The organism is Pseudomonas citronellolis, from assembly GCF_900112375.1.
In the GTDB taxonomy this organism is placed as follows: Bacteria; Pseudomonadota; Gammaproteobacteria; order Pseudomonadales; family Pseudomonadaceae; genus Pseudomonas; species Pseudomonas citronellolis.
The window spans coordinates 53,591-73,371 of the sequence record NZ_FOLS01000002.1 but is presented as its reverse complement, the minus strand read 5'-3'; the positions used below and the strand labels follow the sequence as shown (position 1 = coordinate 73,371).

Annotated in this window: 17 protein-coding genes and 3 tRNA genes; 14 read left to right on the top strand and 6 right to left on the bottom strand. The window is 64.9% G+C overall.

What is annotated here, in order from left to right; translation table 11 throughout:
- Nucleotides 1-224: 224 nt before the first annotated feature.
- Nucleotides 225-1,079 carry a bifunctional methylenetetrahydrofolate dehydrogenase/methenyltetrahydrofolate cyclohydrolase FolD gene (gene folD, locus BM060_RS02125; protein WP_074976908.1) on the bottom strand — a complete coding sequence of 285 codons (855 nt, stop codon included), beginning with the start codon at nucleotides 1,077-1,079 and terminating at the stop codon, nucleotides 225-227.
- A gap of 264 nt (nucleotides 1,080-1,343) precedes the next feature.
- On the opposite strand from folD, the gene BM060_RS02120 reads away from it, so the two are divergent.
- The 9 genes from BM060_RS02120 (at nucleotide 1,344) to BM060_RS02080 (ending at nucleotide 10,279) form a co-directional block, all read left to right on the top strand.
- A tRNA-Arg gene (locus BM060_RS02120) sits at nucleotides 1,344-1,420 on the top strand.
- Nucleotides 1,421-1,449: 29 nt separating this feature from the next.
- Nucleotides 1,450-1,525 (top strand) — tRNA-His (locus BM060_RS02115).
- Nucleotides 1,526-1,577: 52 nt separating this feature from the next.
- Nucleotides 1,578-1,662 (top strand) — tRNA-Leu (locus BM060_RS02110).
- Nucleotides 1,663-1,804: 142 nt separating this feature from the next.
- Nucleotides 1,805-3,115, top strand: a complete 1,311-nt coding sequence (gene tig / locus BM060_RS02105) for a trigger factor (RefSeq protein ID WP_074976907.1) — start codon at nucleotides 1,805-1,807, stop codon at nucleotides 3,113-3,115.
- A gap of 91 nt (nucleotides 3,116-3,206) precedes the next feature.
- A complete protein-coding gene (clpP, locus tag BM060_RS02100; RefSeq protein WP_009623460.1) occupies nucleotides 3,207-3,845 on the top strand; it encodes an ATP-dependent Clp endopeptidase proteolytic subunit ClpP in 639 nt (212 codons plus the stop codon).
- 106 nt (nucleotides 3,846-3,951) lie between these two features.
- A complete protein-coding gene (gene clpX / locus BM060_RS02095; RefSeq protein ID WP_009623458.1) occupies nucleotides 3,952-5,232 on the top strand; it encodes an ATP-dependent Clp protease ATP-binding subunit ClpX in 1,281 nt (426 codons plus the stop codon).
- A gap of 134 nt (nucleotides 5,233-5,366) precedes the next feature.
- Complete coding sequence (lon, locus tag BM060_RS02090; RefSeq protein WP_069866442.1) at nucleotides 5,367-7,763, top strand: endopeptidase La; 2,397 nt, start codon at nucleotides 5,367-5,369, stop codon at nucleotides 7,761-7,763.
- A 136-nt stretch (nucleotides 7,764-7,899) separates the two neighbouring features.
- The gene (hupB, locus tag BM060_RS02085) at nucleotides 7,900-8,172 is read left to right on the top strand and encodes a nucleoid-associated protein HU-beta (RefSeq protein ID WP_003087931.1); all 273 of its coding nucleotides are present in this window, start codon (nucleotides 7,900-7,902) and stop codon (nucleotides 8,170-8,172) included.
- A 229-nt stretch (nucleotides 8,173-8,401) separates the two neighbouring features.
- Nucleotides 8,402-10,279 carry a SurA N-terminal domain-containing protein gene (locus BM060_RS02080; RefSeq protein WP_074976905.1) on the top strand — a complete coding sequence of 626 codons (1,878 nt, stop codon included), beginning with the start codon at nucleotides 8,402-8,404 and terminating at the stop codon, nucleotides 10,277-10,279.
- 494 nt (nucleotides 10,280-10,773) lie between these two features.
- On the opposite strand, the gene BM060_RS02075 is transcribed toward BM060_RS02080, so the two are convergent.
- Entirely contained in the window at nucleotides 10,774-11,544 is a 771-nt protein-coding gene (locus tag BM060_RS02075) for a DODA-type extradiol aromatic ring-opening family dioxygenase (protein WP_074976903.1), read from the bottom strand.
- A 336-nt stretch (nucleotides 11,545-11,880) separates the two neighbouring features.
- On the opposite strand from BM060_RS02075, the gene BM060_RS02070 reads away from it, so the two are divergent.
- Together BM060_RS02070 and BM060_RS02065 are read left to right on the top strand one after the other, a co-directional pair.
- On the top strand, nucleotides 11,881-12,072 hold the full coding sequence (locus BM060_RS02070; RefSeq protein ID WP_074976901.1) for a hypothetical protein: 192 nt from the start codon (nucleotides 11,881-11,883) through the stop codon (nucleotides 12,070-12,072).
- Between the two features lie 98 nt (nucleotides 12,073-12,170).
- Nucleotides 12,171-12,824, top strand: coding sequence for a thiopurine S-methyltransferase (locus BM060_RS02065; protein WP_074976899.1), 654 nt, complete (start codon nucleotides 12,171-12,173; stop codon nucleotides 12,822-12,824).
- 36 nt (nucleotides 12,825-12,860) lie between these two features.
- Here the strand turns inward: BM060_RS02065 and htpX are convergent, their stop codons facing one another.
- From htpX to BM060_RS02050, 3 genes are all read right to left on the bottom strand, one after another.
- Nucleotides 12,861-13,748 carry a protease HtpX gene (htpX, locus tag BM060_RS02060; protein ID WP_009623413.1) on the bottom strand — a complete coding sequence of 296 codons (888 nt, stop codon included), beginning with the start codon at nucleotides 13,746-13,748 and terminating at the stop codon, nucleotides 12,861-12,863.
- A gap of 144 nt (nucleotides 13,749-13,892) precedes the next feature.
- A complete protein-coding gene (locus BM060_RS02055) occupies nucleotides 13,893-14,336 on the bottom strand; it encodes a hypothetical protein (RefSeq protein ID WP_074976897.1) in 444 nt (147 codons plus the stop codon).
- A gap of 2 nt (nucleotides 14,337-14,338) precedes the next feature.
- The gene (locus tag BM060_RS02050) at nucleotides 14,339-15,550 is read right to left on the bottom strand and encodes a pyridoxal phosphate-dependent aminotransferase (RefSeq protein ID WP_069866431.1); all 1,212 of its coding nucleotides are present in this window, start codon (nucleotides 15,548-15,550) and stop codon (nucleotides 14,339-14,341) included.
- Between the two features lie 302 nt (nucleotides 15,551-15,852).
- Here BM060_RS02050 and msrB point away from each other — a divergent pair, with 302 nt between their 5' ends.
- The 3 genes from msrB to BM060_RS02035 all read left to right on the top strand — a co-directional run bounded on the left by msrB (nucleotide 15,853) and on the right by BM060_RS02035 (nucleotide 17,314).
- On the top strand, nucleotides 15,853-16,254 hold the full coding sequence (gene msrB / locus BM060_RS02045) for a peptide-methionine (R)-S-oxide reductase MsrB (protein ID WP_043267144.1): 402 nt from the start codon (nucleotides 15,853-15,855) through the stop codon (nucleotides 16,252-16,254).
- Nucleotides 16,255-16,364: 110 nt separating this feature from the next.
- On the top strand, nucleotides 16,365-16,850 hold the full coding sequence (locus BM060_RS02040; RefSeq protein WP_074976895.1) for a glutathione peroxidase: 486 nt from the start codon (nucleotides 16,365-16,367) through the stop codon (nucleotides 16,848-16,850).
- Nucleotides 16,847-17,314, top strand: a complete 468-nt coding sequence (locus tag BM060_RS02035; protein WP_043267141.1) for a MarR family winged helix-turn-helix transcriptional regulator — start codon at nucleotides 16,847-16,849, stop codon at nucleotides 17,312-17,314. The genes BM060_RS02040 and BM060_RS02035 overlap by 4 nt, the downstream gene beginning before the upstream one ends.
- Nucleotides 17,315-17,327: 13 nt before the next feature.
- Here BM060_RS02035 and BM060_RS02030 read toward each other — a convergent pair whose 3' ends face one another.
- Nucleotides 17,328-19,652, bottom strand: a complete 2,325-nt coding sequence (locus BM060_RS02030) for a hybrid sensor histidine kinase/response regulator (RefSeq protein ID WP_074976893.1) — start codon at nucleotides 19,650-19,652, stop codon at nucleotides 17,328-17,330.
- Between the last annotated feature and the right edge of the window lie 129 nt (nucleotides 19,653-19,781).

Sequence of the window (19,781 nt, the reverse complement as noted above, 5' to 3'; positions counted from 1 at the left end):
TTGTTCGCGAGCAAGCTCGCTCCTACGAAAAGCCATGCTCGCCTGCAATGTAGGAGCGGACCTTGTCCGCGATGGCCGGACGTCCCAGCGCGCTATCCCCTGTAGGAGCGCGCCCTGCGCGCGAATCGCAGGCAGGGCCTGCTCCTACGGTTGCCGGGAGGCAATGGTTTCGCCATGAAAAAAGGCCGCGGATGCGGCCTTTTCCCGTCGGGCAGGGCTGCCGGTCAGACGTGCAGCTCTTCCGCAGCGTACAGGGTGTTCTCCAGCAGGCAGGCGCGGGTCATCGGGCCGACACCGCCCGGCACCGGGGTGATCCAGCTGGCGCGCTCGGCCGCCACTTCGTACTCCACGTCGCCCACCAGCCGGCCGTCGGCCTGGCGGTTGATGCCCACGTCGATGACGATGGCGCCTTCCTTGATCCACTCGCCCTTGACCAGGCCCGGCTTGCCGGCAGCCACCACCACCAGGTCGGCGCGGCGCACGTGGTCGGCGAGGTCGCGGGTGAAGCGGTGGGTGACGGTCACGGTGCAGCCGGCCAGCAGCAGTTCCAGGGCCATGGGGCGGCCGACGATGTTGGAGGCGCCCACCACCACCGCGTCCATGCCGTACAGGTCGGCGCCGGTGCTTTGCAGCAGGGTCATGATGCCTTTCGGGGTGCACGGGCGCAGCAGCGGGATGCGCTGGGCCAGGCGGCCGACGTTGAACGGGTGGAAGCCGTCCACGTCCTTGTCCGGGTTGATGCGTTCCAGCAGCTGCGAGGCGTCGAGCTGGGCGGGCAGGGGCAACTGGACCAGGATGCCGTCGATCGCCGGGTCGGCGTTGAGGCGGTCGATCAAGCCCAGCAGTTCTTCCTGGGTGGTGCTTTCCGGCAGGTCGTAGGCCTGGGACAGGAAGCCCACTTCCTCGCAGTCCTTGCGCTTGTGCGCGACGTAGACTTGGGAAGCCGGATCGCTGCCGACCAGGATCACCGCCAGGCCGGGAATGCGCAGCCCTTGCTGGCGGCGCTCGGCGACGCGTTGGGCTATCTGCTGGCGGAGGCTGGCGGCGATCGCTTTGCCGTCGATCAGTTTTGCGGTCATGTCGGAGGAGCAACCATAGAGACGGGGAAAAAAGGACGCGCATTTTCGCACGCTGCTTTCATAAGGCAAAGGCGCGCCGTCCCCGATTTGCCGTAACCCCTTTATCTCTTTGAAATTTTTTTAAAAAAACCGTTGACGAGGGTAGGGCTCGTCGCTAACATGCGCCCCGCTTGCCGAGCACAGCCTGAAGCAAGAAAGCCAAGGCAGTGCAAACCGGTTCAGTGGTTTCCACTGATCTGCTTAGCAAGGGTTGCAGCCACTAAAGCGCCCGTAGCTCAGCTGGATAGAGCATCCGCCTTCTAAGCGGATGGTCGCAGGTTCGAGTCCTGCCGGGTGCGCCATACTGGCGTTCGGTGAAGCATGTAATATGGTGGGCGTAGCTCAGTTGGTAGAGCACAGGATTGTGGCTCCTGGTGTCGTGGGTTCGATTCCCATCGTCCACCCCATATTCCGAAGCGCCAGGCCCCGAGCCTGGCGTTTTCGTTTCTGCGGTTCCCTGCGGACGTGGTGAAATTGGTAGACACGCCGGATTTAGGTTCCGGTGGCGCAAGCTGTGAGAGTTCGAGTCTCTCCGTCCGCACCATTCTTTTCCAGAAGCTCTCGCAGCCCGAGTATTTCCGCCGCTTTCAGCCTGGGTGACTTCTGCATTTCTTGTGACTAGAATGCTTGCCCTTGATTCTGGGAGCCGGAAGGACCGGCTTACGTCTGTGCCACGAGGAATATCCATGCAAGTTTCCGTTGAAAGCACCTCCGCTCTTGAGCGCCGCATGACCGTTGGCGTGCCGGCCGAGCGCATCGAGACCGAAGTCAACAAGCGTCTGCAGCAGACCGCTCGTCGCGCCAAGGTTCCCGGCTTCCGTCCCGGCAAGGTGCCGATGAGCGTGATCCGCCAGCGCTACGAAGCCGCCGCTCGTCAGGAAGCCCTCGGTGACCTGATCCAGGAAACCTTCTACGAAGCCGTGGTCGAGCAGAAGCTGAACCCGGCTGGCGCTCCGTCCGTCGAGCCGAAAGTGTTCGAGAAGGAGAAGGGCCTGGAATACGTGGCCACCTTCGAAGTCTTCCCGGAATTCCAGGTTGCCGGCTTCGACGGCATCGAGGTCGAGCGCCTGCAGGCCGACGTGGCCGACGCCGACGTCGACAACATGCTGGAAATCCTGCGCAAGCAGAACACCCGCTTCGAGGCCGTCGAGCGCGCCGCGCAGAACGACGACCAGTTGAACATCGACTTCGTCGGCAAGATCGACGGCGAAGCCTTCGCCGGCGGTTCGGCCAAGGGCACCCTGCTGGTGCTGGGCTCCGGCCGCATGATCCCGGGCTTCGAAGAAGGCCTGGTCGGCGCCAAGGCCGGTGAAGAGCGCGTGCTCAACCTGAGCTTCCCCGAGGACTACCAGAACCTCGATCTGGCCGGCAAGGCCGCCGAGTTCACCGTCACCGTGAACACTGTCAGCGAGCCCAAGCTGCCGGAACTGACCGAAGAGTTCTTCGCCCTGTTCGGCATCAAGGAAAGCACCCTGGAAGGCTTCCGCGCCGAAGTGCGCAAGAACATGGAGCGCGAGCTGCGCCAGGCCATCAAGTCCAAGGTGAAGAACCAGGTGATGGAAGGTCTGGTGACCGCCAACCCGATCGAAGTGCCCAAGGCCCTGATCGGCAACGAAGTGAACCGTCTGCGCGTGCAGGCCGTCCAGCAGTTCGGCGGCAACATCAAGCCCGAGCAACTGCCGGCCGAACTGTTCGAAGAGCAGGCCAAGCGCCGCGTGGTCCTGGGGCTGATCGTCGCCGAGCTGGTCAAGCAGCACGAGCTGAAGGCCGACGAAGCCCGTGTTCGCGAGATGATCGAAGAGATGGCCTCGGCCTACCAGGAGCCCGAGCAAGTGGTCGCCTGGTACTACAAGAACGACCAGCAGTTGAACGAAGTGCGCTCGGTTGTACTGGAAGAACAAGTTGTAGATACTGTCCTGCAGAAGGCCAAAGTGACCGATAAGCAGGTATCCTACGAAGACGCGGTCAAGCCTGCTGAAGCTCCTGTAGCGGCCTGATCCAACCCTTCGTTCGATCGTCATAAGCCAGCCCTCGGGCTGGCTTATGTCTTTGAGACATATCTATTTCATTAGGGAGTGATCGTCGGACATGCCGAATACCTTCATGCCGCAAGTTCCGAACATCCAGGCCGCCGGTGGCCTGGTGCCGATGGTGGTGGAGCAGTCCGCCCGCGGTGAGCGTTCCTACGACATCTATTCGCGCCTGCTGAAGGAGCGGATCATCTTCCTGGTCGGCCAGGTCGAGGACTACATGGCCAACCTGGTGGTGGCCCAGCTGCTGTTCCTCGAAGCCGAGAACCCGGACAAGGACATCCACCTGTACATCAACTCGCCGGGCGGTTCGGTGACTGCCGGCATGTCGATCTACGACACCATGCAGTTCATCAAGCCGGACGTGTCGACCATCTGCGTCGGCCAGGCCTGCAGCATGGGCGCACTGCTCCTGGCGGGCGGTGCCGCCGGCAAGCGCTACTGCCTGCCGCACTCGCGGATGATGATCCACCAGCCGCTGGGCGGCTTCCAGGGCCAGGCCTCGGACATCGAGATCCACGCCAAGGAAATCCTCTTCATCAAGGAGCGCCTGAACCAGGTGCTGGCGCACCACACCGGCCAGCCGCTGGACGTCATCGCCCGCGACACCGACCGCGACCGCTTCATGAGCGGCGAGGAAGCGGTGCAATATGGTCTGATCGATCAGGTTTACACTCAGCGCCCCTCGGCCGCCTGAGTCTTTCCGCTCGAACACGGCCGGGCGACCGGCCGTTTCGCGGGCTTGAAAATGCCCGCATTTGCCTTCATCTTGTGTTTCAAGCCTATCCGACTGGAACGATCTAATGACTGACACCCGCAACGGCGAGGACAACGGCAAGCTGCTGTATTGCTCCTTCTGCGGCAAGAGCCAGCACGAAGTGCGCAAGTTGATTGCCGGCCCCTCGGTCTTTATCTGCGACGAGTGCGTCGACCTGTGCAACGACATCATCCGCGAGGAGGTGCAGGAAGCACAGGCGGAGAGTAGCGCGCACAAGCTTCCGGCGCCGAAAGAGATCCGTTCCATCCTCGATCAGTACGTGATCGGTCAGGAACGTGCCAAGAAAACCCTGGCGGTAGCGGTCTACAACCACTACAAGCGCCTGAATCAGCGCGACCGCAAGGACGATGTCGAGCTGGGCAAGAGCAACATCCTGCTGATCGGGCCGACCGGCTCGGGCAAGACGCTGCTCGCCGAGACCCTCGCGCGCCTGCTGAACGTGCCTTTCACCATCGCCGACGCCACCACCCTGACCGAAGCCGGCTACGTGGGCGAGGACGTCGAGAACATCATCCAGAAGCTCCTGCAGAAGTGCGACTACGACGTAGAGAAGGCCCAGATGGGCATCGTCTACATCGACGAGATCGACAAGATCTCGCGCAAGTCGGACAACCCGTCCATCACCCGTGACGTGTCCGGCGAAGGTGTGCAGCAGGCCCTGCTGAAGCTGATCGAAGGCACCGTCGCCTCGGTTCCGCCCCAGGGCGGCCGCAAGCACCCGCAGCAGGAGTTCCTGCAGGTCGATACCCGCAACATCCTGTTCATCTGCGGTGGCGCGTTCGCCGGCCTGGAAAAGGTCATCCAGAACCGTTCCACCAAGGGCGGCATCGGCTTCAGCGCCGAAGTGCGCAGCCAGGAGATGGGCAAGAAGGTTGGCGAGGCCCTGCGCGAAGTTGAGCCCGAAGACCTGGTCAAGTTCGGCCTGATCCCGGAGTTCGTCGGCCGTCTGCCGATCATCGCCACCCTCGACGAGCTCGACGAGGCGGCGCTGATGCAGATCCTCACCGAGCCGAAGAACGCCCTCACCAAGCAGTACGCCCGGCTGTTCGAGATGGAAGGCGTGGACCTGGAGTTCCGCCCGGACGCCCTCAAGGCCGTCGCCCGCAGGGCCCTGGAGCGCAAGACCGGCGCCCGCGGCCTGCGTTCGATCCTCGAAGGCATCCTGCTCGACACCATGTACGAAATCCCCTCGCAGACCGAGGTCAGCAAGGTGGTCATCGACGAGAGCGTCATCGACGGCTCGTCCCAGCCACTGCTGATCTACGAGAACAGCGAGCAGCCTGCCAAGGCTGCGCCTGAGGCATAAAGAAAAGGGGGCCTTCGGGCCCCCTTTTTCCTTCCCGTCTACCGCGCTTGTTTTTTCCCTGGCCTAACCCCATCTTAGGCCCAAGGGTCTAACCCCATCTTTTTTGGCCAAGTGCCGCTGTAGAGCCGAATATCATGAAAACACTCGTCGAGTTGCCCCTGCTTCCCCTGCGTGACGTAGTGGTCTATCCGCACATGGTCATCCCCCTGTTCGTGGGGCGCGAGAAATCCATCGAGGCCCTGGAGGCCGCGATGACCAGCGACAAGCAGATCCTCCTGCTGGCGCAGAAGAACCCCGCCGACGACGACCCGGGCGAAGACGGCCTGTACCGCATGGGCACCGTGGCCACCGTGCTGCAACTGCTGAAGCTGCCCGACGGCACCGTGAAGGTCCTGGTGGAGGGCGAGCAGCGTGGCCATGTCGAGCGTTTCATCGACGAAGACGCCCATTGCCGCGCCGAAGTCTCGATCATCGACGAGGCGCCGGTCGGCGAGCGCGAGTCCGAGGTCTTCATCCGCAGCCTGCTGAGCCAGTTCGAGCAGTACGTGCAACTGGGCAAGAAGGTGCCGGCGGAAGTGCTGTCGTCGCTGAACAGCATCGACGAGCCGGGCCGCCTAGTCGACACCATGGCCGCGCACATGGCCCTGAAGATCGAGCAGAAGCAGGAAATCCTCGAAATCACCGAGCTGGCCGCCCGCGTCGAGCACGTGCTGGCCATGCTGGATGCCGAGATCGACCTGCTGCAGGTCGAGAAGCGCATCCGCGGCCGCGTGAAGAAGCAGATGGAGCGCAGCCAGCGCGAGTACTACCTGAACGAACAGATGAAGGCCATCCAGAAGGAGCTGGGCGACATCGACGAGGGCCACAACGAGGTCGAGGAGCTGAAGAAGCGCATCGACGCCGCCGGCCTGACCAAGGAGGCGCTGACCAAGGCCAATGCCGAGCTGAACAAGCTCAAGCAGATGTCGCCGATGTCCGCCGAGGCCACCGTGGTGCGCTCGTACATCGACTGGCTGGTGAACGTGCCGTGGAAGGCCGAGAGCAAGGTGCGCCACGACCTGGACAAGGCCGAGGACATCCTCGACACCGACCACTACGGTCTGGAAGAGGTCAAGGAACGCATCCTCGAATACCTCGCCGTGCAGAAGCGTGTGAAGAAGGTCAAGGGCCCGGTGCTCTGCCTGGTCGGCCCGCCCGGCGTGGGCAAGACCTCGCTGGCCGAGTCCATCGCCCGCGCCACCAACCGCAAGTTCGTGCGCATGGCCCTGGGCGGCGTGCGTGACGAGGCCGAGATCCGCGGCCACCGCCGTACCTACATCGGCTCCATGCCCGGCCGCCTGATCCAGAAGATGACCAAGGTGGGCGTGCGCAACCCGCTGTTCCTGCTCGACGAGATCGACAAGATGGGCAGCGACATGCGCGGCGACCCGGCCTCGGCGCTGCTGGAGGTACTGGACCCGGAGCAGAACCACAACTTCAACGACCACTACCTGGAAGTCGACTACGACCTCTCGGACGTGATGTTCCTCTGCACCGCCAACTCCATGAACATCCCGGCCCCGCTGCTGGACCGCATGGAAGTCATCCGCCTGCCGGGCTACACCGAGGACGAGAAGGTCAACATCGCCTCGAAATATCTTGTACCGAAGCAGACTGCGGCCAATGGTCTCAAGAAGGGCGAGCTGACCTTCGACGAAGCGGCCATCCGCGACATCATCCGCTACTACACCCGCGAGGCGGGCGTGCGCAGCCTGGAGCGGCAGATCGCCAAGGTCTGCCGCAAGGCGGTGAAGGAGGGGGCCAGGGCCAAGCGCATCGAGGCCAAGGTCACCACCGAGACCCTGGAGAACTACCTGGGCGTGCGCAAGTTCCGCTATGGCCTTGCCGAGCAGCAGGACCAGATCGGCCAGGTCACCGGGCTGGCCTGGACCCAGGTGGGCGGCGAACTACTGACCATCGAGTCGGCCATCGTCCCCGGCAAGGGCGCGCTGACCAAGACCGGTTCGCTGGGCGACGTGATGGCGGAGTCCATTACCGCTGCGCTGACCGTCGTTCGTAGTCGTGCGAAAAGTCTGGGAATTCCGGCGGACTTCCACGAAAAACACGATATCCATATCCACGTTCCGGAAGGCGCCACGCCCAAGGACGGCCCCAGCGCCGGCATCGGCATGTGCACCGCGCTGGTCTCGGCGATCACCCAGATCCCGGTGCGCGCGGACGTCGCCATGACCGGCGAGATCACCCTGCGCGGCCAGGTGCTGGCCATCGGCGGGCTCAAGGAAAAACTTCTGGCGGCCCACCGCGGGGGAATCAAAACCGTGATCATCCCCGAAGAAAATGTCCGTGATCTCAAGGAAATTCCGGATAACATTAAGGCAGATCTCGTTATTAAACCGGTTAAATGGATTGACGAGGTCCTGCAAATTGCGCTGCAATACACGCCGGAGCCCTTGCCCGATGCGGCTCCCGAGATGGTTGCAAAGGATGAAAAACGCGAGTCTGATTCCAAGGAGCGAATCAGCACGCATTAGCCGGGGGGCTTTCTTGACACTGTTTTTGGGCCCTTGTTATAAAGCGGCACTTGCTTTGTCAGTTGGCAAACCAGCACCTGCTTTTGCTTACACCTAACACATAGAAACATACTCAACAGAAATAAGGGGACTTAGAGTGAACAAGTCGGAACTGATCGATGCAATTGCCGCATCTGCTGATATCCCGAAAGCTGTTGCCGGTCGCGCTCTGGACGCGGTAATCGAGTCCGTCACTGGCGCCCTGAAGGCGGGTGACTCCGTCGTACTGGTTGGCTTCGGCACCTTCGCTGTCAAAGAGCGTGCTGCCCGCACCGGTCGCAACCCGCAAACCGGCAAGCCGATCAAGATCGCTGCCGCTAAGATCCCGGGCTTCAAAGCCGGTAAAGCCCTGAAGGATGCTGTCAACTAAGCGTCTTTCTGGACTTGACCTGTCCGGTCCGACCTAGCGTCGGATCGGCCGCGGAGCGGCGCTCGGGATGGGTTACCATCCCGCATCGCCGGGGGTCGCGGGCCTAGCCCGCTAGCTCCGCCAGTTGCGAGAAGGCGCATCCTCGGATGCGCCTTTCTCATATCCGCATCTTAAATACCCACGCCTCGCCGACACTGACGGCAGGTGCGTGGCCGCTTTTGGGGGCCGCATGCTGCAAAACATCAGGGACAATTCCCAGGGCTGGATCGCCAAGACCATCATCGGTGTCATCGTCGTGCTGATGGCGCTGACCGGTTTCGATGCCATCATCCGGGCTACCCATCATGAGAATGTCGCTGCCAAGGTCAATGGCGATGACATCAGCATCCCCGAGCTGCAGCAGGCTCAGGAAATGCAGCGCCGCCAGCTGCAGCAGCGCCTGGGCAAGGACTTCGACGCCTCGACCCTGGACGACAAGCTGCTCAAGGACGCCGCACTCAAGGGCCTGATCGAGCGCAAGCTGCTGCTCCAGGCCGCACAGAACGACAAGTTCGCCTTCACCCAGCAGCAGGTCGACCAACTGATCCTGCAGACTCCCGAATTCCTGGTCGACGGCAAGTTCAACGCCGACAAGTTCGACCAGGCGCTGCGCCAGAACGGCTACACCCGCATGCAGTTCCGCCAGATGCTCGAGCAGGAAATGCTCATCGGCCAACTGCGCGCCGGCATCGCCGGCTCCGGCTTCGTCACCGACAACGAGCTGCAGGCCTTCGCCCGCCTGGAGAAGCAGACCCGCGACTTCGCCACCCTGACTTTCAAGGCCGATCCGGCCAAGGCCAAGGTCGAGGACGCCGACATCAAGGCCTACTACGACGCCCACAAGGCCGAGTTCATGAGCCCGGACCAGGTGGTGATCGACTACATCGAGCTGAAGAAGTCGTCCTTCTTCAACCAGGTCGTCGCCAAGGACGAGGACCTGCAGGCCCAGTACCAGAAGGAAATCGCCGGTCTCTCCGAGCAGCGCGACGCCGCGCACATTCTCGTCGAGGTCAACGCCAAGCAGACCGATGCACAGGCCAAGGCCAAGATCGAAGAGATCAAGGCGCGCCTGGCCAAGGGCGAGGACTTCGCCAAGCTGGCCAAGGAGGAATCCAACGACGTCGGCTCCGCCAACAACGGCGGTGACCTGGGCTATGCCGGCCGTGGCGTCTACGATCCGGCCTTCGAGGACGCGCTCTACGGCCTGAAGGCCAAGGGCGATGTGTCGGAGCCGGTGCGTACCCAGTACGGCTGGCACCTGATCAAGCTGATGGGCGTGCAGGCGCCGGAAGTCCCGAGCTTCGCCAGCCTGAAGCCGAAGCTGGAACAGGACCTGAAGAGCCAACTGGTGGAGCAGCGCTTCGTCGACGCCACCAAGCAGCTGGAAAGCTCCGCCTACGAAGCCTCCGACCTGGCCCAACCGGCCCAGGAACTGGGCCTGAAGGTCGAGACCAGCAAGCCCTTCGGCCGCGAGGGCGGCGAGGGCGTCGCCGCCAACCGCCAGGTCGTCCAGGCTGCCTTCAGCACCGAGGTGCTGGAGGATGGCGCCAACAGTGGCGCCATCGAGCTGGATCCGGACACCGTGGTGGTGCTGCGCGTCAAGGAGCACCACAAGCCGCAGCAGCAGACCCTGGAGGAAGTGACCGCTTCCATCCGCGAAGTGCTGCAGCACCAGCATGCCGCCGATGCCGCCAAGGCACAGGGCGAAGCCCTGCTGGCAGGCCTGCGCGACGGCAAGACGCCGCTGGCCCAGGCCCAGAGCGGCCAGACCTGGAAAGTGGTGGAAGCCGCTTCCCGTGGCCAGGACGGCGTCGATCCGCAGCTGCTCCAGGAAGTGTTCCGCATGGCGCGCCCGGCCAAGGCCGAGCAACCGACCTTCGCCGGCGTGACCCTGGGCAATGGCGACTACGTGCTGATCCGCCTGAACGGCGTCAGCGAGCCGAGCGCCACCCTGAGCGACCAGGAGAAGGCCATGTATCGCCAGTTCCTCGCCTCGCGCAGCGGCCAGGAAGACTTCGCCGCCTTCCGTCGTCAACTGAGCGACAAGGCCGAGGTCGAGAAGTACTGATCCATCGGCTGTGAGAAAAGGCGGAGCAGGGTGACCTGCTCCGCCTTTTTTGTATCCGCCGCATACCGATGCCATCCCCATGTAGGAGCGCGCCCTGCGCCCTCGCCAAGATTGCTCTTCGTAGGATCGAGGGGGACGCCTAGTTCTTGCTCGCGAATGAGCCCCGCAGCGGAGTCTGTTCGCGAGCAAGCTCGCTCCTACGAGAAGCCGTGCTCGTCTGCAACGGAGCGGACCTTGTCCGCGATAGCCAGAACCCCCCGGCGCGCCCACCCACGCCATTTCAATGTAGGAGCGCGCCCTGCGCGCGAAATCGCGGGCAGGGCCCGCTCCTACAGGGTGCCTTGAAGCCCGGCATTCCCACCCGTAAGTCGATCAGCGGATAACGCCGCAGGTGCTATGCGCCCCACGGGGCCGCTACGTAGGATGGGTTGAGCGAAGCGATACCCATCGCCATAGCCGCATGGACTGCCCCATCCTTCCCGTCGTGGCGAGACTCAACCGAAGCGGTAGATATCCATCCCGAGCGCGCCCAGGGTGAAGCCGGCGTGCTCGACGTGTATGGCGGGGCCGCCGGCGCCGCGGGCGAAGTACAGCGGCAGCAGGTGTTCGTCGCTGGGGTGGTTTCGCGTTGCCGACGGCGCCTGCTGGCGATAGTCGAAAAGCGCGGCTTCGTCGTTGCTCGCCAGCTTCTCGACGATCCAGTCGCGGAAGGCCCGGGCCCAGGGTTCGACCACGTCGGGGCCGGCGTGCCAGTCCAGTTCGCCGAGGTTGTGGGTGATGCTGCCCGAGCCGATGAGCAGGATGCCTTCCTCGCGCAACTGGCGCAGGGCCTTGCCGACGTGGTCCTGCAGGCGCGGACCGAGGCGGCTGGGCAGCGACAGCTGCAGCACCGGGATGTCCGCGGCCGGGTACATCAGGCTCAGCGGCACCCAGGCGCCGTGGTCCAGTGGCCGCTCGACGTCCAGGCTGGCCGGGATGTTCTGGCTGGCCAGCAGTTCGACGACGCGTTGGGCCAGTTCCGGGGCGCCGGGCGCGGGGTACTGGACCTCGTAGAGGGCGCGGGGGAAACCGTAGAAGTCGTGCCAGGTCTCCGGCTGGGGATTGGCGGTGACGCGCAGGTCCGGCGTTTCCCAGTGCGCCGATACCACCAGGATCGCCTTCGGCCGGGGCAGTTCGCTGGCCAGGCGCTTGAGTGGCGCCGCACTGGCACCGGGTTCCAGCGCCAGCATGGGGGAGCCGTGGGATATGAACAGGGTAGGGAGCATGAAACACCTCCAGGGAATGGCGTTATGTTCCCGCTGGGATAAATCGAAATCCAGTATAGGTTTTCGACCATAACTATCCGTTAATTCGATTCCGCTAGGCTGTGTCCGAGCCGACGGTCGGGTGGAACCTGGATGGCCACTGGCCGCTCCAACCCATGACTGTTCTGGGTGGTGGCGGTTGCCGAGGTGTTTTTGCCGGCTGCGTCGCAAAGCCAACTATTCTCGGAAAAGAGCCACAGCAAGTTGCGGCCTGCGTCTCTTTGGCGGAGGAGCGGGGGCGAGGATACTGCGCGCCCCGCAGTGCAGTCGTCGTTTCCAGCGTTCGAGGTTCCATCCATGCAAGCCTTCAGGCAAGAGCTGATCCTTCGGGAAGGCGATCGTTTCGTGCTCGCCGACGGTACCGAACTCATCGTCCGCCGCATCCGTGCGGGGCGGGTGAGCCTGGGGGTGGTCGAGCAGCGCGAGCAGGCCGAACGCCATGGCTGGCTGCACTGGCCGCTGCGGCCGGCGTTGCTGCGCGGTCGCTAGCGGCAGACGCCCGGCTGGGCGATCATGGGCATCCGGCGGAGCCGCTCCGCCGATTCCGTGCAGGCAATCCGGCCTGCACCGCAGCAGGAATGGAGCCCATGCACGAAGACTTCTGGCAGGCGCGCTGGTCGCGCAACGAAATCGGTTTCCACCTCGCCGAGGTCAACCCCTACCTCGTTCGTCACTGGCAGGCGCTGGCCTTGCCGAGGGGCGCGCGCGTGCTGGTGCCGCTGTGCGGCAAGTCGCGTGACCTGGTCTGGCTGGCGGAGCAGGGCTACCGGGTGCTGGGGGTGGAACTGGCCGAGCGTGCGGTGAAGGATTTCTTCGCCGAGCAGGGCTGGCAGCCCGAAGTGGAGCAGCGGGGCGCGCTGTGCTGTTATCGGCATGGCGCCGTGGAAATCCTCCAGGGCGACTTCTTCGACCTGACGGCCGAACATCTGGCCGATTGCCAGGCGCTCTACGACCGCGCCGCGCTCATCGCCTTGCCGCCGGACATGCGCGAGGACTACGCGCGGCACCTGTCCGCCATCCTGCCGCGGCCGCTGGATGGCCTGCTGGTCACCCTGGAATACTCTCAGGAGCAGATGTCCGGGCCGCCGTTCGCGGTGCTGGCGGATGAAGTGAGGGAGCGCTTCGCGCAGTGGCAGGTCGTGGAGCTGGAGCGCCTGGACGTGTTGGGCGAGAACTGGAAGTTCCTCGACCGCGGGGTGCAGCGCCTGGAAGAAGTGGTGTTCCGGTTGCACCTGGACTGAAAGAAGAAGGGCGGCCCTGGGGCCGCCCTTGTTTCATCAGCGCGCGTTGCGCAGCGCCTCGATGCGTTCTTCCAACGGCGGGTGGCTCATGAACAGGCCGGCGAGGCCGTGCTTGAGGCCGCCGTTGATGCCGAAGGCGGTCAGGCTGTCGGGCATGTGCACCGGCACGCCCTGCTCGGCGCGCAGGCGCTGCAGCGCGGCGATCATCGCATTGCTGCCGGCCAGGTGGGCGCCGGCGGCGTCGGCGCGGAACTCGCGGCGGCGCGAGAACCACATGACGATGATGCTGGCGAGGATGCCCAGCACCAGTTCCGCGACTATGGTCGCGATGTAGTAGGCCGGGCCGCGGCCTTCCTCGGTCTTGAACACCGCCTTGTCGACGAAGTTGCCGAAGATGCGCGCGAAGAACATGACGAAGGTGTTCACCACGCCCTGGATCAGCGCCAGGGTGACCATGTCGCCATTGGCCACGTGACCGATCTCGTGGGCGAGCACCGCGCGCACTTCATCCGGCGAGAAGCGCTCGAGCAGGCCCTGGCTGACGGCCACCAGGGCGTCGTTGCGGTTCCAGCCGGTGGCGAAGGCGTTGGCCTCGTAGGCCGGGAAGATCCCCACCTCGGGCATCTTGATGCCGGCTTCGCGCGAGAGCTGCTCGACGGTCTGCAGCAGCCACTGCTCGTGGCGGGTGCGCGGCTGGCTGATGATTTCCGTGCCGGTGGTGGTCTTGGCCATCCACTTGGACAGGAACAGCGAGATGATCGAGCCGGCGAAGCCGAAGACGGCACAGTAGACCAGCAGCGCTTGCAGGTTGAGGTCGACGCCGTTGGCGGCCATGACCCCGTTGAAGCCGAGCAGGCTCAGGGTGATGCTGGCGACGAGCACGACCGCCAGGTTGGTGGCCAGGAACAGCAGGATGCGCATCATGGGTAAGACTTCTCCTCGCGACTTGGGCGCACGGCGCGCAGGGGCGCGCCGGTGCCCCGGGCGTGCGCGCTCCGGGGCCGGGCTGGATTATGCGGGGTATATACGGTCGGCCCCTAGGCGATTCAACGTGGGGACTATTTCAAACTATGTCTCTTTTTCCACGCCAGCACATTCGAAGAGTAGCCGGGCCAGGCGCGAGATGCGTTCGCTGTGCGCATCGGCCAGCGCGTCGCGCAGTTGCTGCGCGAGGGTGGCCTGCTGGCGCCGCACGCTGGCGGGCAGTTGCGCGTCGTCGGCGCCGTGGGGCAGGGCGCGGCTCAGGCGCAGGAAGCCTTTTTCGCTGAGCACGGCCTGGTCCAGGGCTTCGTGGCGGATGCAACTGTCGTAGCGCAGGTAGCCTTCCTCGGCCAGCCACAGCAGCGCGCCCAGGCAGGCCTGGTGACGCTTGCTGGGCAGGCCGAACTCGTCGTGCTCCTCACGGCCGATGAGGTCTTCCACGTACAGGGCGATCTTGCGCGGGAAGGCCTGGTAGAGCAGGAGCATCCCAGCGGCGGCGTCCTTGTAGAAGTCGTCTATCTGCAGGTCCATGGTTACTGACGATAGCTGCCGAGGAAGCTGCCGATGCGTCCGATGGCCTGCTCCAGGTCGTCGACGCGGGGCAGGGTGACCACGCGGAAATGGTCCGGCCACGGCCAGTTGAAGGCGGTGCCCTGGACGATCAGCAGCTTTTCGGAAAGCAGCAGGTCGAGGACGAACTTCTCGTCGTTGTGGATCGGGCAGACCTTGGGGTCGATGCGCGGGAAGGCGTAGAGCGCGCCCATGGGCTTGACGCAGCTGACCCCGGGGATGTCGTTGAGCAGCTCCCAGGCGCGGTTGCGCTGTTCCAGCAGGCGGCCGCCGGGCAGCACCAGGTCGTTGATGCTCTGGTAGCCGCCCAGGGCGGTCTGGATCGCGTGCTGGCTCGGCACGTTGGCGCACAGGCGCATGTTGGCCAGGATGTCCAGGCCCTCGATGTAGCTCTGGGCCTTGTGCTTGGGCCCGGAGATGGCGATCCAGCCGGAGCGGAAGCCGGCCACCCGGTAGGCCTTGGACAGGCCGTTGAAGGTCAGGCAGAGCACGTCCGGCGCCAGGGAGGCGGTGGAGATGTGCACGGCCTCGTCGTAGAGGATCTTGTCGTAGATCTCGTCGGAGAAGATCACCAGGTTGTGCTGGCGCGCCAGTTCGACGATGTCCAGCAGCACTTCCTTCGAGTAGACCGCGCCGGTGGGGTTGTTCGGGTTGATCAGCACCAGCGCCTTGGTGTTGCTGGTGATCTTCGCCTTCATGTCGGCGATGTCGGGGAACCAGTTGGACTGCTCGTCGCACAGGTAATGCACCGGCTTGCCGCCGGCCAGCGACACCGAGGCGGTCCACAGCGGGTAGTCGGGCGCCGGGATCAGCACCTCGTCGCCGTTGTTGAGCAGCGCCTGCAGGGCCATGACGATCAGCTCGGAGACGCCGTTGCCCAGGTAGATGTCCTCGATGCCGACGCCTTCCACCTGCTTCTGCTGGTAATACTGCATCACCGCCTTGCGCGCGCTGAACAGGCCCTTGGAGTCGCTGTAGCCCTGGGCCGTGGGCAGGTTGCGGATGACGTCCTGGAGGATTTCGTCAGGGGCTTCGAAACCGAACGGCGCCGGGTTGCCGATGTTCAGCTTGAGGATGCGATGGCCTTCCTCTTCCAGGCGTTTGGCGTGCTTGAGCACCGGCCCGCGGATGTCGTAGCAGACGTTGGCGAGCTTGTTCGATTTGCTGACCTGCATGATGTGGCGTTCCCGAAATGAAGGTTCCCGCGCTCCGGCCCTGGCTTGGCAGGCTGTAACGCGGGTGACAGACTGGCGTCTATACGAGGTGCGGAATGTCGCGCGTCCTGGCGGTGAAACTGAAAAAACGCCTGGTTAACGGAGAAACGAACGAAAAAAAGCCCATAAAAAGGCTTTTTTATCGTCAATGATCCCTTGTGCGGCAGATTCTGCATCCAACGATGACGTCACGCATCATACGTGCGGCCCGTTTCCCGCGAAAGGGCGCGGACGGGCTTTTTTCAAGCTTGCGAGGTACAGCGATGGAAAAGATCGAGAAGCCCCTGGAAAGCTGGCGCGAGGAGCTCGACGAACAGCAGTTCCACATCTGCCGCCTGGGCGGCACCGAGCGTGCCTTCACCGGCGAGTACTACGCGACCAAGACCCCCGGCATCTACCACTGCGTGTGCTGCGGCGCGGCGCTGTTCGACTCGGACGCCAAGTACGATTCCGGCAGCGGCTGGCCGAGCTACTTCCAGCCGGTGTCGAAGCAGGCCATCGCCGAGCTGGAAGACTTCAGCCATGGCATGCACCGCATCGAGGTGCGCTGCGCAGCCTGCGAAGCCCACCTGGGCCACGTGTTCCCCGACGGGCCGCGGCCGACCGGGCTGCGCTACTGCATCAACTCGGCGTCGCTGAAGCTGGTGCCGCGCGACGGGGCTTGAGTGACGCAAGGCCCGCCGGTCGTCGGCGGGCCTTTTTTCGATATAAATAAATTGTGTGCAATTTAATTGCGGGCTATCTTGATCGCTCCCACTTTCCTGGAGCCGGTTCCATGAGCGACGCATTGCTGGATATCCCCTGCACGACCATCAAGGGCGAGCAGAAGACCCTGGCCGATTTCGGCGGCAAGGCCCTGCTGGTGGTGAACACCGCCAGCCAGTGTGGCTTCACCCCGCAGTACAAGGGCCTGGAGGCGCTGTGGGAGAAGTACCGCGACAAGGGCCTGGTGGTGCTGGGCTTCCCCTGCAACCAGTTCGGCAAGCAGGAGCCGGGCGACGAAGGCGAGATCTCGCAGTTCTGCGAGCTGAACTTCGGCGTCAGCTTCCCGCTGTTCAAGAAGATCGACGTCAACGGCGCCGGCGCCCACCCGCTCTACGTGCAGTTGAAGAAGCGCGCGCCGGGCGTGCTGGGCAGCCAGGGCATCAAGTGGAACTTCACCAAGTTCCTGGTCAGCCGCGACGGCAGCCAGGTCAAGCGCTTCGCCCCGCTGACCAAGCCGGAGGAACTCGCCGCCGAGATCGAAGCGCTGCTGCGATGAGCCGCCGTGAACCGGAACAGGCGCTGCTGCTGGACAACCAGTTGTGCTTCCGCCTGTACGCCGCCTCGCGGGCGATCATCCGCGGCTACCGGCCGATGCTCGATGCGCTCGGCCTGACCTACCCGCAGTACCTGGTGATGCTGGTGCTGTGGGAATGGCAGGACAAACCGCCCGCGCAGCCGACCGTGAAGGCCCTGGGCGAACGCCTGATGCTCGACTCCGGCACCCTGACGCCGCTGCTCAAGCGCCTGGAGCAGCTCGGCCTGGTGCAGCGCCGGCGGGCGCGGCAGGACGAGCGCGAGGTGCACCTGGGCCTGAGCGGGGAGGGCATTGCCTTGCGCGAGAAGGTGGCGCCGCTGCGCGAGGCGCTGCTGTGTGCCAGCGGCCTGGACCTCAATGCGATGGATGAGCTGCGCGGACGCCTGGACGACCTGCTCGGGCAACTGCTGGCGCTGGAGCCGTAAGGCGCCGCCGGCCTCAGGCATCCAGCCGGGGCTGCGCCCAGCGCTCCAGCATCGCCGCCATCTCGTCGCGGTGGAAGGGCTTGGCCAGGTAGTCGTCCATGCCGGCCAGGCGGCAGCGCTCGCGCTCGTCGGGCAAGGCGTTGGCGGTCAGGGCGATCACCGGCAGATCCTTCCAGCGCGGCGCCTGGCGAATCCGGCGGGTCGCCTCGTAGCCGTCCATCACCGGCATGTTGCAGTCCATCAGCACGAGCTCGAAGTCTTCCTCGGCCAGGGCATCCAGGGCCTCCTGGCCATCCGCGGCGACCCTCACCCGGCAGCCGAGCTTCTGCAGCAGGCCCCTGGCCACCAGTTGGTTGACCGGGTTGTCTTCCACCAGCAGCACGCGCGCGGCGAACTGCTCCGGGGCCTCGCCCGGCAACTGACGCTGGGCCGGTGTGGCCGGGCGGCGGAGGGCCTGCTGCAGGGCCTGGTGCAGGGTGGCGCGGCTGAGCGGGCGGGCCAGCTGGCGCAGGGGCGCCAACTGCTGCGCCAGTTCGGCTTCGACGAAGCTGCCGTAGGCGGTGACCAGCAGCACCGGGCGGTCCTTGAGATGTTGGCGCAGGCCGACCAGGCAGTCCGGGCAGTCGGACAGCAACACGTCCAGCTCCACGCCCAGCAGGCTGGCGTCGGTGTCCAGGCGCCGGTAGTCCAGGCCCCAGCGCGGCAGCCAGGTCTGCAGCAGTTCGGCCAGGCCGCTGCCGGCCGGGCACTGCGCCACCACCTTGCCGCTCAACGGCTCCAGCGTTTGCGCGGGGCCCAGGGCGTGTAGCGGCAGGGTCGCGGCGAACTCGCTGCCCAGGCCCGGTTGCGAGCTGACGCTCAGTTCGCCTTGCATGGCCTCGCACAGCTTGCGCGTCAGCGCCAGGCCCAGGCCGGTGCCGCCGAACTGGCGGGTGATGCCGGCGTCGGCCTGGGTGAAGGGCTGGAAGATGCGCTGCAGGGCGTCGGCGGCGATGCCGATGCCGGTGTCGCGGACGCTGATGCGCACGCCGTCCTCCCAGGGTTCGACGCGCAGGTCGACGCGGCCCAGGCGGGTGAACTTGAGGGCGTTGGACAGCAGGTTGCTGACGATCTGCCGCACCCGCGTCGGGTCGCCTTCCAGCTGTGCAGGCAAGTCGGGGCTGACCAGGCAGGTCAGCTCCACCGCCGGGGCGGCGTTCTGTGACAGCAGGCTGGCGGTGTCCTCCACCAGGGTGGCGAGGTCGAAGGGGATTTTCTCCAGCTCCAGTTGGCCGGACTCGAACTTGGACAGGTCGAGCACGTCGTTGAGCAGGTCCACCAGCACCTTGCCCGAGTCGTGGGCGATGGACAGCTGCTGGCGCTGTTCCGGGCTCAGCGGGCCGTCCAGGGCCAGGCCGAGCATGCCCAGCAGGCCGTTGAGCGGGGTGCGGATCTCGTGGCTCATGTTGGCCAGGAAGGTGGCGCGGGCCTGGGCCATGTCCAGGGCGTTGAGGCGGGCGCGCTCCAGTTGCTGGTTGGACTGCGTCAGGCGGGCGTTGGCCGCCTTCAGCTCGGCGGTGCGCGCCGCCACTATGTTCTCCAACTCGGCCAGGTAGCGGGTCAGGCGGTCCTCGGCCTCGCGGCGCTGTTCCATCTCCACGGCGATGTGGCTGAGCTGGCGGTTGGTCACCTCCACCAGCACGCCGATCTCGTCGCGCTCGTGGCCGCTGGGGCAGGGCAGGCGCAGGCGTGTGGGCGAGCGTGGGTCGTGGCGGGCGAGCACTTCGATCAGGCTCACCAGTGGCTTGGTCAGCAGGCCGTAGAACAGCACCAGGAGGATCAGCGACAGCAGCAGGCTGCGGACGAAGCCGGAGATCAGCGTCATGCCGGCGCGGCGCAGGAAGTCGTTGCCGAAGACGAAGGTGTCGATCTCCAGGCGCAGCACGCCGAGGGATTCCTTGGGTTGGTGCTCTATATACAGCGGCTCCTCGTAGACGCGCATGTGCCCGAAGAGGAAGTCGCTGAGCGGGCGCAGGCGGCTTTCCGCCGGCGGCCGGCCGGCGCTGGCCAGGGCCACGTCGGCGCTGTCGATGATTTCCGCGCGAATCACCGCCGGCGAGCGCAGCAGGCCCACCACCAGTTCCTGGGCCAGTTCGGCGTCGATGTTGTAGGCGATGCGCGCCGCCGGGTTGTGGCTGACGTCCAGCAGGGCGCGTACTTCGCGGTTGATGGAGGCGTCCTGGCTGGCATAATCGACGCCCACCTGGATGAGGCTGAGCAGGGTGCCGAGGATGAAGGCGACCAGCACCGTCAGGCTGGCCTGCTTGAACGAGAGGCGATGGGTGAGCGCAATATCCATGAGGTGCGGTACTTCGCCTCGAGAATGCTTTCCAGGCGCGTAGCATAGCCCAAGCCGGCAGGCTGTCGGCAGAGGCGATGCCATCCATGTGACATGACCGAACCTCAGCCTCCGTACGCTGAAGATCCC